At 58.2% G+C, this 13599-nt stretch carries 12 protein-coding genes; 6 read left to right on the forward strand and 6 right to left on the reverse strand.

Annotated features, from left to right (window positions below; all coding sequences use genetic code 11):
- The first annotated feature begins 165 nt into the window (after positions 1-165).
- Both carB and FIL88_RS00800 read left to right on the forward strand, forming a co-directional pair.
- Positions 166-3435 carry a carbamoyl-phosphate synthase large subunit gene (gene carB / locus FIL88_RS00795; RefSeq protein WP_142851923.1) on the forward strand — a complete coding sequence of 1090 codons (3270 nt, stop codon included), beginning with the start codon at positions 166-168 and terminating at the stop codon, positions 3433-3435.
- Positions 3436-3559: 124 nt separating this feature from the next.
- Positions 3560-3877, forward strand: coding sequence for a hypothetical protein (locus tag FIL88_RS00800; RefSeq protein ID WP_142851924.1), 318 nt, complete (start codon positions 3560-3562; stop codon positions 3875-3877).
- 24 nt (positions 3878-3901) lie between these two features.
- Here the strand turns inward: FIL88_RS00800 and FIL88_RS00805 are convergent, their stop codons facing one another.
- The 3 genes from FIL88_RS00805 to FIL88_RS00815 form a co-directional block, all read right to left on the reverse strand.
- Entirely contained in the window at positions 3902-4936 is a 1035-nt protein-coding gene (locus FIL88_RS00805; protein WP_142851925.1) for a fatty acid desaturase, read from the reverse strand.
- A 108-nt stretch (positions 4937-5044) separates the two neighbouring features.
- Entirely contained in the window at positions 5045-5443 is a 399-nt protein-coding gene (locus FIL88_RS00810; RefSeq protein ID WP_142851926.1) for a DUF4864 domain-containing protein, read from the reverse strand.
- A 109-nt stretch (positions 5444-5552) separates the two neighbouring features.
- Complete coding sequence (locus FIL88_RS00815; RefSeq protein ID WP_142851927.1) at positions 5553-6524, reverse strand: MBL fold metallo-hydrolase; 972 nt, start codon at positions 6522-6524, stop codon at positions 5553-5555.
- A gap of 102 nt (positions 6525-6626) precedes the next feature.
- Here FIL88_RS00815 and FIL88_RS00820 point away from each other — a divergent pair, with 102 nt between their 5' ends.
- Positions 6627-7103, forward strand: a complete 477-nt coding sequence (locus FIL88_RS00820; RefSeq protein WP_142851928.1) for a MarR family winged helix-turn-helix transcriptional regulator — start codon at positions 6627-6629, stop codon at positions 7101-7103.
- A gap of 94 nt (positions 7104-7197) precedes the next feature.
- Positions 7198-7989 carry a hypothetical protein gene (locus FIL88_RS00825; RefSeq protein WP_142851929.1) on the forward strand — a complete coding sequence of 264 codons (792 nt, stop codon included), beginning with the start codon at positions 7198-7200 and terminating at the stop codon, positions 7987-7989.
- A 23-nt stretch (positions 7990-8012) separates the two neighbouring features.
- On the opposite strand, the gene rimO is transcribed toward FIL88_RS00825, so the two are convergent.
- From rimO to FIL88_RS00840, 3 genes are all read right to left on the reverse strand, one after another.
- Complete coding sequence (gene rimO / locus FIL88_RS00830; protein ID WP_142851930.1) at positions 8013-9404, reverse strand: 30S ribosomal protein S12 methylthiotransferase RimO; 1392 nt, start codon at positions 9402-9404, stop codon at positions 8013-8015.
- 236 nt (positions 9405-9640) lie between these two features.
- Entirely contained in the window at positions 9641-10231 is a 591-nt protein-coding gene (locus FIL88_RS00835) for a GcrA family cell cycle regulator (RefSeq protein ID WP_142851931.1), read from the reverse strand.
- Positions 10232-10341: 110 nt separating this feature from the next.
- On the reverse strand, positions 10342-11217 hold the full coding sequence (locus tag FIL88_RS00840) for a DMT family transporter (protein ID WP_142851932.1): 876 nt from the start codon (positions 11215-11217) through the stop codon (positions 10342-10344).
- Between the two features lie 247 nt (positions 11218-11464).
- On the opposite strand from FIL88_RS00840, the gene FIL88_RS00845 reads away from it, so the two are divergent.
- Entirely contained in the window at positions 11465-12646 is a 1182-nt protein-coding gene (locus tag FIL88_RS00845; protein ID WP_142851933.1) for an aspartate aminotransferase family protein, read from the forward strand.
- A complete protein-coding gene (gene argF / locus FIL88_RS00850; RefSeq protein ID WP_142851934.1) occupies positions 12643-13569 on the forward strand; it encodes an ornithine carbamoyltransferase in 927 nt (308 codons plus the stop codon). Before FIL88_RS00845 ends, argF begins: the two co-directional genes overlap by 4 nt.
- The last annotated feature ends 30 nt before the right edge of the window (positions 13570-13599 follow it).

Here is a 13599-nt window from a genome sequence, read left to right on the forward strand (position 1 = left end):
TTCCTTGGCCTTAGCCGCGCGATGACAGAGAATCCCGTCTGAGCCCACGACAATGGCGGCTTCAGCGCAAACAGGGCTTGCAGAAACCCCGCTGGTGTCTATAACCCACGACAATTTGCGCACGGTTGGGATTCCCGTGCGCCCACACTGCTGATGGGGGTCGTCATGCCTAAAAGAACCGATATCAACTCGATCATGATCATCGGCGCGGGGCCCATTATTATTGGGCAGGCCTGCGAGTTCGACTATTCCGGGGCACAGGCGTGTAAGGCGCTGCGCGAGGAAGGCTATCGCGTTATTCTGGTGAACTCGAACCCAGCGACGATCATGACTGATCCGGGACTGGCCGATGCCACCTATATCGAGCCGATCACCGCAGACGTCGTTGCCAAGATCATCGAGAAAGAGCGCCCCGACGCGCTGCTTCCCACGATGGGCGGTCAGACCGGTCTGAACACCGCGTTGGAGCTGGACGATCTGGGTGTGCTGGACAAGTTCAATGTCGAGCTAATCGGCGCCAAGCGCAACGCCATCGAAATGGCCGAGGATCGGAAGCTGTTCCGCGAGGCGATGGACCGTCTGGGGATCGAAAACCCGCGAGCAACCATTGTGACTGCGCCGACCAATGAAAAGGGTCATGCGGATCTGGATGCAGGTGTGAAAACTGCGCTGGAAACGCTGGACGAGATCGGCCTGCCCGCCATCATCCGCCCCGCCTTTACTCTTGGCGGCACCGGCGGCGGTGTGGCGTATAACCGTGAAGAATATGAACATTTCTGCCGTACCGGCATGGATGCCTCGCCGGTGAACCAGATCCTTGTGGATGAAAGCCTGCTGGGTTGGAAAGAATACGAGATGGAAGTGGTGCGTGACACTGCGGACAATGCCATCATCGTTTGTTCCATCGAAAACGTGGACCCGATGGGGGTTCACACCGGTGACTCGATCACCGTCGCGCCTGCGCTGACCCTGACCGACAAAGAATACCAGCTGATGCGCACACACTCGATCAACGTTCTGCGCGAGATTGGCGTGGAAACCGGCGGCTCGAACGTGCAGTGGGCGGTGAACCCCGCTGATGGCCGTATGGTTGTCATCGAAATGAACCCGCGCGTGTCGCGCTCGTCGGCGCTGGCGTCGAAAGCCACAGGGTTCCCGATCGCGAAGATTGCTGCGAAGCTGGCCGTCGGTTATACGCTGGACGAGCTGGACAACGACATCACCAAGGTCACGCCCGCCTCGTTCGAGCCGACCATCGACTATGTCGTCACCAAGATCCCGCGCTTTGCCTTCGAGAAGTTCCCGGGTTCGAAACCCGAGCTGACCACCGCGATGAAATCCGTGGGCGAGGTCATGTCGATTGGCCGCACTATCCACGAATCGATGCAGAAGGCGCTGGCCTCGATGGAGACCGGCCTGACCGGGTTTGACGAAATCGACATTCCCGGTGCGCCTGAGCATGCTGCGCTGATCAAGTCGATTTCGGAACAGCGCCCCGACCGTATCCTGAAAATCGCGCAAGTTATGCGTCATGGTCTAAGCAACGACGAGATCCAGCGCGTGACCGCGTTTGATCCATGGTTCCTAGATCGCATCCGCGAGATTGTGGACGCCGAAAATGCCGTGAAAGTCGATGGTCTGCCCTCGGACGCTGCCGGCCTGCGCAAGTTCAAGATGCTAGGCTTCTCAGACGCGCGTTTGGCAAAGCTGACAGGCTTCAAAGAAAGCGATGTGCGCAATTCGCGTCGTAAAGCAGGCGTGAAAGCGGTCTTCAAACGGATCGACACCTGCGCGGCCGAATTCGAAGCGCAGACACCCTATATGTACTCGACCTATGAGGCCCCGATGATGGGTGAGGTCGAATGCGAGGCGCGTCCTTCTGACCGTAAGAAAGTGGTCATTCTGGGCGGCGGCCCGAACCGGATCGGGCAGGGGATCGAGTTCGATTACTGCTGCTGTCACGCCTGTTTCGCGCTGACCGACGCGGGTTACGAGACCATCATGGTCAACTGTAACCCCGAAACCGTGTCGACCGACTATGACACTTCGGATCGTCTGTATTTCGAGCCGCTGACCTTCGAACACGTGATGGAGATCCTGTCCAAAGAGCAGGAAAACGGCACGCTGCATGGTGTTATCGTTCAGTTTGGTGGGCAGACGCCCTTGAAACTGGCGAACGCACTGGAAGCAGAGGGCATTCCGATTCTTGGCACGACGCCTGATGCGATCGACCTGGCCGAAGACCGCGAGCGGTTCCAGGCGCTGGTGAACCAGCTGGGTCTGAAGCAGCCGAAGAATGGCATCGCCTCGACCGATGCGGAAGCCGTTACGATTGCAGAAGAAATCGGCTTTCCGCTGGTTATTCGCCCGTCCTACGTTCTGGGTGGCCGCGCGATGGAGATCGTGCGCGATATGGCGCAGTTGGAACGCTATATTGCCGAGGCTGTGGTGGTCTCGGGTGATAGCCCGGTTTTGCTGGACAGCTATCTGGCCGGCGCGATCGAGGTTGATGTAGACGCGTTGTGTGACGGTGAAACCGTCCATGTCGCGGGCATCATGCAGCACATTGAAGAGGCCGGCGTCCACTCGGGCGACAGCGCGTGTTCATTGCCGCCTTACAGCCTGTCGGACGATATCATCGCCGAACTGCGTCGCCAATCACGTGAGCTGGCTTTGGCCCTTAACGTGGTTGGCCTGATGAACGTGCAGTTCGCTGTGAAAGATGGCGAGATCTATCTGATCGAAGTGAACCCCCGCGCATCGCGTACGGTGCCTTTCGTTGCCAAGGCTGTGCTGTCGCCCATCGCGTCGATTGCTGCGCGTGTGATGGCTGGCGAGAAACTGGATGTCTTCGATCTGGTTGATCCCAACATCGACACCTATGCGGTGAAAGAGGCTGTCTTGCCCTTCGCCCGCTTCCCCGGTGTCGACACGATCCTTGGCCCCGAGATGCGCTCGACCGGTGAAGTTATGGGCGCAGACAAGGACTTTGCCATGGCCTTCCTGAAGGCGCAGCTTGGGGCAGGCACCCACCTGCCGCACGAAGGCAAGGTGTTCCTGTCGATCAAGGAAAGCGACAAGACGGATCAATTGACCGAGACCGCGACGATGCTGACCGAGCTTGGCTTCTCGATTATCGCGACCCATGGCACGGCCAAGTTCCTGAAGGAAAATGGCATCGAGACCGAAGAAGTGAACAAGGTCTATGAACCGGGCCGCAATATCGTTGACCACATGAAGGATGGTGATGTGCAATTGGTAATGAACACCACCGAAGGTGCGCAGTCTGTCCATGACAGCCGCAAAATGCGCAACGTGGCGTTGATGGACAAGATCCCGTATTTCACAACGCTGGCCGCCAGCCACGCGGCAGCGCGCGCCATGAAAGCGCGGGTGGAACGCGAGATCACGGTCAAGCCGCTGCAGGACGCGTAAGCCGTTTCTCAAATCACAATAGAAGGGCGCGGCAATTCTGCGCCCTTTTTCATGTCCGCACGAAATTCTCGCCCGTTTTTTCATGCGTGTGATATGCTCTGCTCAAAATTGAAGGAGAGCAGTCATGAAACTCTTTGCCCCAGTCATTATTCCCGCAGTCGCGTTCAGCCTTGTGGCCGGGTGCGATATGGGAAAACCGACCCATACGCCCACCACAAATGTCACGGATCTGCCTTTGATGGGCGGCTATCGCACCCCGGCGGACGAGTGCGAGAAGCTGGGCGAGAATGAGCTGACCATTAATTATCTGGACCACACCGCCGATCTGGTCGGCTGTCCCGAAGGTTACGAAGGTCTGGGCGTGTTCCAGGTTGACACAGGCGGGGTCGAGGTCGCCCGTATCAACGGCTGGGTTCTGTTCAGCATCCCGCGCGGCACCTGATCCGGCGCGCGCGGGCCTATCTGGTCAGCCGTAAAGCTGCTGTGCTTGTGAGAATGACATAAGCTTTTTGCTTTTCTCGTCCCACAGGTGCAGGCGCACAGTGGCAAGGCTTTCGCGGATGGTCATCCGGTTGATTGTTGCCAGATACTCGTGGTCTTTCAGGACTTCGGTCAGGCGATAGAACGGGATGCGGCTGTGCAGGTGATGCACGTGGTGGATGCCGATATTGGCACTGAACCACTGCAGTATGGCAGGCATCACGTAATGCGAGCTGCCGTGCAGAGCGGAATCATGCAGCTGCCAGTCTTCCTCGACATTCCAGTGCGTCTCTTCAAATTGGTGTTGGATATAGAAAAGCCACACACCCGCGGTGGCTGCCAGCAGAGTGGTCGGCAGGAAGATCAGCAGTACCGGCATCAGCCCGCCGAAATACCAGATCAACAGAAGAGCGACGACAATGGCGGCATTCGTCCCCATGGCGCTTACCCAGTACCGTGCGGCATTCATCAACCCAATTGGCAGGCGGTTTTGCAGAAAGAAAAGGTATCCGGGCGCAAAGCCGAACAAAGTGATCGGGTTGCGATACATCCGGTATTGAAACTGACGTAGCGGTGACAGGGCTTTGTATTCCTGGACCGTCAGCGTCATGATGTCACCGATCCCGCGCTTGTCCAGATTTCCCGCCGAATTGTGGTGGATCGAGTGCGTGCGTTTCCAGACGTCGTAGGGCGTTAGCGTGACAACGCCAATTACCCGCCCAACCCAGTCGCTGACCGTCCGGTTTTTGAAGACCGAACCATGTCCGCAGTCATGCTGAATGGCAAATAGGCGGAGAAGGAAGGCCGCGTTGAACAACGCAATGGCCAAGCTCAGCCACGGGCTGATCGACATGCAGTACCACGCCAACGCCCAAAGCAGCATGAAGGGAACCGCGCTGATGACCAGTTCAAACGTGCTGCGCAACGTGCTTGGTTCGCGGTATTTAGCAAGTGTTCTAACCCAATCGCGTGCTGTGATCGCGTCTTGCTCGGGGTGCGGGATCTTTGAAAACTCTGTCATGGGCCTGCTTTTGTGGTGTCAGGCCATTCGGATAGACTATCGGGACAACATAGCAAGTGAATAATGGAATATGTCTTAAATTCGCCCTATGGGGGAGGGTGGCGTCGGTCAAACACTTAGGCCAATGGGGGCGATGCGATAGACGCCGTTAATGCGCCAATCCCCGTCGATCTGGATCATTTCGTAAGCGAACCAATGATCCTGACCAAGCTGGTCCTGAATGCGCAAACGTTGCAGCGTTAAGCTGCCATTCGTGATCTGGTCAACATATTCAAGCTCTGCCGGATTTCGTACCATCGGATAGCCATTTTGCACCATATCGCCAAACGCTTCAGCTGTGCCGAAAAGCTGCTGAATGCTGGGCGAGGCGTATGAGAACGCCGTGTTCACGTCCTGCGCCGAAAATGCGTCGATCTGCGACGTGATTACGCCCTCGATACTTTGGTCCTGAGCATAGGTCGGCGCACACCACAGCGTGAGTCCCAGTAAAAGAGTGATAAACCTCATACCGATTGCCTCCTTCAAGGAAGATTACGGCGTGAGGGCGGGTTTGGTTCAGATTATCCAGGTGATCGGACGACCTCGCCCCTCAGCCTGTGCCGAGGGGCGACTAGAATTAGAGCCAGCTTGCAGCGACATAGCGATAGCCGTCGCCGGCTTCCAAGAAGCGCCCAAATCCCGGGAAATGCAGATGGCTGCCCGAAATCAAAATCTGATCTGTTGCGGCACGATCCAGCAGGGCGCGACGCGATTGCACGGCGAGATTGGGATCGGTGTCAAAGCCCGCCATGACATCCGGCATCGCGGTTTGCAGATCTGCGTTCAGAAGCGAATCCGCGACCATCAGGATTTGCTGATCGCCGCCATCAATATGCACGACCGAATGTCCCATCGTATGGCCGGGGGTCAGATCAAGCCGCACGCCCGGCGCAACTTCAGCCCCGTCATTTACCAAGACCAGCCGGTCCTTATAGGCCTCAAACACCGAGCGTGCGCCGGTGAACAGCCCCTGCATTTGCTCGGGTGCCTGCGCCATGATGCCGTCGTCATTCCAGAACGTGTGTTCGTCTGCGCTGGTAACCAGTTGGGCATTTGGGAACGCAGCTGCGTTCTGCTTTAGCATCCCGCCTAAGTGATCTGGGTGGGCATGTGTCAGGATCAGGGTGTCGATCATTTCGGGGGTAACGCCTAGCTGTGATAGCGCGCTCGAGACGCGCCCGACCCCCGGACCGAAGTCAATTTCACCCAAGCCGGCATCAATCAGGATGGTGTGTTTGTCCGATTGCAGCAAGAACGCATTCACCGGCGTTGCTAGGGATGCACCGGTTTGGCCAAGCCCTGACAGGGTCGCGTCAATCTCGGCTTGATCAGGCCCAAAGAAAAGCGATTTCTCCAGCGAGATTGCCCCGTCATACAGAGCCGTAATACGATAGCTGCCCATTGGGGCTTCGAACATGGCAGGCAGATATGCAGGCTGTGAAGGTTCAGCAGCGACTGGGGATGCCGCGCCAACAGTCAGCAAAGCTGGGGTGGCCAGGGCGATCCCACCGAACGCACGGCGGGAGAGTTTAGAAGATAGGTTGGGCATTTGATGTCCTATAAGAAAGATTCGTATTACGAAATAATCGTATTAGATTAATTTGAAGTCAATGCTTTCCAAAATGCGCATTGATCCCTATGTGTTTGGGTCATGACCAAGAAGATATCGGCACAGGATACCTATTTTCAGCTCTGCTTTGAGATCAGTGGCCTGCACCGCAGTATGAGTCGGTTCTATCAGCGTGCGTTCGAGGAAACCGGGCTGACCTATGCCAAATACATCATTCTTGTTGTGCTTGAAAACTCGGGCCCGCAATCCGTGTCCGAGCTGTCCCAGCGGGCAGGTGTCGAGGCGAACACGCTCTCGCCGCTTCTGAAGAAGATGGCGGGATTTGGCACACTAACCCGCCAACGCGCCGAGGATGACGAACGCCGGGTCGAGATCGCGATCTCTGATAAAGGTCAGAAGATGCTCGACCGCGCAAAGATGGTTGTGTTTCAAGGGCTTTCTGAGCTGGATATAGACGCGGATGCGCTGGACGGTGCCATTCGTTTGTTTAGCGAAACCCGCACAAAGCTGGATGCGATTGATCCTCCCAGACTGCATTTCACAGATATGCAGGACTAACCGCTGGTTCGTTTACGGCGAAGGCACCCTAAAAAGGTGTTTTGATCGCGAATAGGTTGATCTAGCTTGGCCGAAACAAGTTTCCGGACCCGAGATGACCGATTTCCTAAAAGACGTATTCGACGCCGCCCAATCCCGCATTCGCAGCCCGTTCATCGGGTCCATTGTGATCGTGTTTCTGGCGATCAACTGGCAGCCGCTATTCAACCTGCTGTTTGGCGAGACACCAGTGCTGGATCGGTTGGCGTATTTCAGTGCGAAGACCACAGCGCAGTCTTTGTACCTTTGGCCGATTTTCGGAGGCATCGCGTTTGCGCTTGCAAGCCCGTGGCTGAAATTCGCAGGGGCATGGGCGGCAAAGGTGCCCACAGCGCGGCTTAAAAACTTGCAGGATGAAGAAGCCCATCAGCGGCAAATTGCGGACATTCGCCGGTCAACCGAGCTGGAAGAACAACGGGCCGCCGAAGAAGAGGCGCGCGAGCGACGAAAGATTGACGCTGCGAAGCGCGTGAAAGAGGCTGAGGAGGCTGGTGGGGAGGACCTTGTGGAAGAGGTGAAAGATGACCGGGCGACGGCAAAGGTCAACCCACGACTGCCGCTACTAACCAGCGAACAAAACCAACTAATGATTCAAGCGTCTCAGAGTGGGACGCTACATCTTCCGATAGAGGATCCCGCTCAGCGAAATATGCTCGCCATAGGTGACTTTGATCAGAAGGCATACGCCCTTACTTCCGAAGAAGCTCAGGCCAATAAGATCAAGAGGCAAGCCGCAGATAGACTAGTCACGATGCGGTTGTTGAAAGCGATGGAGGTTGATGGCCCATGGCGTCTGACTGATCTGGGGCGTGAATATGTACAGCGGTTGGCGCAACGGGATGGTTAAGGTGCTCGCGAAATAACTGAAGGCTAGCCCCGCCGCCCCCACAAATCATACTCCCCCGCCTCGTCAACCTCGACAGACACGATATCCCCGACCGAAAGCCCCTCAGTACCTTCATCGATGAACAGGTTCCCATCAATCTCGGGCGCGTCGGTTTTGGTGCGGCAGGTGGCGATGCCGTCTTCGTCGATGTCGTCGACGATTACGTCCATCACCTGACCGACTTTTGCCGCCAGCTTGGCCTCGGAAATCGCCTGCGCCTTCTCCATGAAGCGGTCCCAGCGGTCCTGCTTGACCTCAGCGGGGACGTGATCAGGCAGGTCGTTGGACCGCGCGCCGTCGACGTTTTCGTATTGGAAGCAGCCGACGCGATCCAGTTGCGCTTCGTCCATCCAGTCCAGAAGCGTCTGGAATTCTTCCTCGGTCTCGCCGGGATAGCCGACGATGAAGGTTGAACGCAGGGTGATGTCCGGGCAGTCCGCGCGCCATGCGGCGATCTCGTCCAGTGTTTTGGACGCGGCGGCCGGGCGGGCCATGCGCTTCAGCGTATCTGGGTGGGCGTGTTGGAAGGGGATGTCCAGATAGGGAAGGATCAGCTCATCTGCCATCAGCGGGATCAGGTTGCGCACATGCGGATAGGGATAGACATAGTGCAGGCGCACCCACAGGTCTTTACCCGCACCCAGCGCGCCAAGGTCACGCGCCAGATCGGTGATATGGGCACGATGCCCACGTTCTTCCGCGTGTTTGATGTCAACGCCATAGGCCGAGGTATCTTGCGAGATCACCAGCAGTTCTTTCACGCCCGCATCCACCAGCTTACCGGCTTCGTGGATCACCGCATGGGCCGGACGGCTGGCCAGCTTCCCGCGCATATCAGGGATGATGCAAAATTTGCATTTGTGGTTACAGCCTTCCGAGATCTTCAGATAGCTATAGTGGCGCGGGGTCAGGCTGACGCCCGTCGCGGGCAGCAGGTCGATGAACGGGTCCGGGCTGGGCGGCACGGCACCATGCACAGCGTCCAAAACCTGCTCATATTGATGCGGGCCGGTGACGGCCAACACGCTGGGATGTGTGCCGCGGATATAGTCCTCTTCTGCGCCAAGACAGCCGGTGACGATCACCTTGCCATTTTCGTTCAGCGCTTCCCCGATCGCCTCAAGGCTTTCGGCCTTGGCGGAATCCAGAAAGCCACAGGTGTTCACAATGACCGCATCCGCGCCAGAGTAGTCCGGGCTGATGGCATAGCCCTCGGCCCGTAGGCGCGTCAGGATGCGTTCGCTGTCGACCAGCGCCTTGGGGCAACCAAGGCTGACCATACCCACAGTGGGCTGGCCCTCGCGCACCGGGTCTTGGAAGCGGGCTTTCGGGGCAAGGTCGGGACGCAGATCTGGCGGATTGGCTGAATTGGTCATGGCGGGCGTATATCCAATGGCGCGGTCTATGGAAAGGGTGTGCTCCCGCCCATCCCAAACGCATTTGAAATGCGTCCGGTCCGGTTGGGGCAGGCGCGCGCAGAGCGAAGCTCTGCGCGCGCCACCCGCTCACCGCAGGTGGCAAGGCATATCATGTCGCGCAGCGTCGAAGACGCGAAGCAAAAGAAAAAGCGCGCCACATTGGACGCGCTTTACGCTTTTCAAATCCGGGCAGATTACCGTTTGCGGTCACGCCGCGAGGACATCGGCTGGAACGCCACGCCCACATGCGCCTCGCAGTATGGTTTGCCTTGCTGCACGGGCAGGCCGCAGAACCAGAAATCATCGGTGGCCGGGTCGCCCACGGGCCATTTGCACGTCTTCTCGGTCAGTTCCATCAGGTTCAGGCGCTTGGCGTCTTTCTCGACTTCGCTGACCTTGGCCAGTGCTTCGGGGCTGATTTCATTGGCCGAGGGCTGCGGGGGCAGGGGCTGGCCGGCCGGGATGATGGCTTTGCGCGCCGGCGATACCGGCTTGGCTTCCGCCGCAGGTGCATCGGCAGGCTTTGGCGCGGGCTCGGCCGCCTTCTTCGGTGCCGGTTTGGGCTTGGCCGCTGCCTTAGGCTTGGGGGCCGCTTTCGCTGTGGCTTTATCAGCGGCTGGCGCCTTGGTGCCACCGCTAGAGCGGTTCGACAGGCCCAGACGATGCACTTTGCCAATCACCGCATTGCGGGTCACACCGCCCAGCTCTTTGGCGATGACCGAGGCCGATTGACCCTCGCCCCACATCTTTTTCAGGATTTCAACGCGCTCGTCGGTCCAGGACATGCTTTTTTCCCGTCTGCTTGGGGGCATGGCGTTGATACGCAAGGCACCCCGTGAATTCACAAGCCCCTATACTAATCACCCGCGCGACGGATACAAGCGCATATGCAGCGTCAGGATCGTTGTCGCCCTTCGCGCCATGCCAAAATTGCACCACCCGCGATGATGATTGCTGCGCCAAGAACACTGGTAAGTGCTGGGCGCACGTCAAAGATGCCGAAATCGTAGAGGGCCGCGAAGATCAGAGTTGCGTACGAGAACGGCACGATGAAGCTTGCATCCGCTCGTCGCATCGCTTGAATGAAGCAGGTCTGCGCCAGTGCCATCATGAAGCCCAACGCGGCCAAAGCCGCCCATTGCGCAGCAGTTGGCGATTGCCAGACAGCGATCACTGCCAGTGACGCAATGCTCAGCCCGATCGCATTGTTGATGACAAGGATCTGCAGTGGGGCTTCGCGCCCCGTCAGGCGTTTGATGAAAATCGTCTCCAACCCCAATAACATGGCAGCCCCTAGGGCCAGTAGGGCCGCCGGGTCAAAGCTGCTTGCCCCAGGGCGGATTAGGATTACCGCGCCCAAAAGCGCCAGCGCGACGGACATCCAGCGCCATGGTCCCACCCGCTCACCCAACAGGGGTATGGCAAGAAGCATCGCGAATACGGGGTTTAGAAAACTGATCGCTGTCGCATCTGCCAGCGGGATCAGCGTGGCGGCGGCAAACATCAGTGTGACGCCTGAAAACCCGGCGGCGGACCGTGCAATATGCAGCTTCACATTTGGGCGTGTGATGCGCAGCCTGCGGATCAGGGCGAAGCTTCCGATCGCTAGAAACGCAAAGGTGAAACGCCCGTGTGTGATTTGGATGGGGTGCAGCGGTTCGCCCAGCAGGTCCTTCCCCGCCAGTTTTGCCATCAGGGTTGTGCCTGCGATGAACACAGTTGCCACCAGCATGAAGCCAACAGCAGCTAAGGGAGAGTTGCGCGTTTCCATCCTTTCCCCTTATGCGTCTTGGACGTGTTTGAAAAGACTGGACAGCCCGGACCTGATCCCCTATCCCGCCCCCATGATCAAACGCCTGCATATCGCTGAGACCCGACGCCGACGCACCCGCGCCTGACGTCCCGTTCGTTTGATCCTGCGCACAGTTTGCGCAAACCCATCCAAACCCATCTGGAAATTGTTGACTCGAAGCCCGCCATCCGGCACCCAAAGGCTTCTTTTTGAAGAGGATACCACCATGATCCCGTCGCTTCTGCCGACCTATAACCGTGTAGACCTTGCTTTCGAGCGTGGCCAGGGCAGCTGGCTCGTCACGGATGGGGGCGAGCGATATCTGGATCTGGGCGCAGGCATTGCCGTGAACGCGCTCGGCCACGCACATCCCGCGCTGGTTCAGGTACTGGCTGATCAGGGCGCGAAGCTTTGGCATGTGTCGAACCTCTATAAGATCCCACAGCAGCAGACGCTGGCGGATCAACTGGTTGATCTGACCTTCGCCGACACCGTGTTCTTCACCAACTCGGGCACCGAGGCGTGTGAGTTGGCTGTGAAAATGGCGCGAAAATACTGGTCGGACAAAGGTGAAGATCGTGCGCGGATCATTGGATTTGATGGCTCGTTTCATGGCCGCTCGTCCGCGGGGATCGCGGCCGCGGGTGGCGAAAAGCTGACCGCTGGCTTCGGTCCGCTTCTGCCCGGCTTCACGCATCTGCCGTTCGGGGATATTGATGGTCTGACCAATGAATTGGCCGAGGGCGATGTGGCCGCTGTGATCATCGAACCTGTACAGGGCGAAGGCGGCATCCGCCCTGTCGCTGATGATGAGCTGAAAGCCATCCGCGCCGCTTGTAACGACGCTGGCGCGCTTCTGATCTTCGACGAAGTGCAATGCGGCATGGGTCGAACCGGCAAGCTGTTCGCGCATGAGTTCCCGGGCGTCACGCCTGACATCATGATGGTCGCCAAAGGCATTGGCGGCGGCTTCCCCTTGGGCGCTGTTCTGGCGACCGAGGACGCAGCAAGTGGCATGGTTGCCGGCACGCACGGGTCGACCTACGGCGGCAACCCGCTGGCCTGTGCCGTCGGGTCTAAAGTGACCGAGATTGTCGCCGATCCTGAATTTCTGGCCGAAGTCAGCCGCAAAGCCGGCCTATTCCGTCAGAAGCTGGAAGGCCTTGTCGCCGAACATCCCGACGTTTTTGAAAGCGTGCGCGGGTCCGGCTTGATGCTGGGTTTGAAATGCAAAGCCGCCAACATGGACGTGCTGGCGAAATGCTATGACGCGAATGTGCTGTGCGTTCCTGCAGGCGACAACGTGCTGCGCATCCTGCCCGCGCTGACCATCGAAGACGAAGATATATCCGAGGCGATTACCCGCCTTGAAACCGCTGCCAAGGCCATGGAGGGCCAGAGCGCATGACACATTTCCTCGACATCAATGCCACGGAAACGGGCGACCTGAAAACCATCATCTCGGAGGCGCATCGGATCAAAGCCGCACGTGCGGGTCGCCCGCGTGGCGCTCTGGATGATGAGCGCCCTTTGGACGGCCACATGGTCGCGCTGATCTTTGAAAAACCCTCGACCCGGACGCGCGTCAGTTTTGACGTGGGCGTGCGTCAGATGGGTGGGCAGACGATGGTTCTGTCCGGTTCGGAAATGCAGCTTGGTCATGGTGAAACTGTTGCGGATACGGCCAAGGTTCTGTCGCGCTATGTCGATATGATCATGATCCGGACCTTCGAAGAAGCGACGCTTCTTGAGATGGCCGAATATGCAGATGTGCCTGTGATCAATGGCCTGACCAACCGCTCGCACCCCTGCCAAATCATGGCCGATATCTTGACCTATGAAGAGCACCGGGGATCGATCGAGGGCAAAAAGGTTGTTTGGGCCGGTGATGGCAACAATGTCTGTGCATCCTTCCTGCACGCCGCCGGCAAGTTCGGATTTGATCTGACCTTCACGGGGCCGGAACCGTTGGATCCGGAAATGGCATTCGTGGACGAGGCCCGCGCCAAGGGCGTGAATGTCGAAATCGTACGCGACCCGGTGAAGGCCGTCGAAGGCGCGGACCTGCTTGTGGCCGATACTTGGGTCTCGATGCACGACGCGCCATCCGCGCGCGAACGTCGCCACAATCTGTTGCGGCCCTATCAGATCAATGACGAACTGATGGCCCACGCCAAGCCTGACGCGCTGTTCATGCATTGCTTGCCTGCCCACCGGGAAGAGGAAGTCACGAACGCGGTCATGGACGGCCCGCAATCGGTGATCTTTGACGAGGCCGAGAACCGCCTGCATGCACAGAAAGCCGTGATGCGCTGGTGCTTGGGGAAGTAGGACGTCCCCTGCTGTAACAGAGCCAACAGA

Source organism: Aliiroseovarius halocynthiae, from assembly GCF_007004645.1.
Classification (GTDB): Bacteria; Pseudomonadota; Alphaproteobacteria; order Rhodobacterales; family Rhodobacteraceae; genus Aliiroseovarius; species Aliiroseovarius halocynthiae.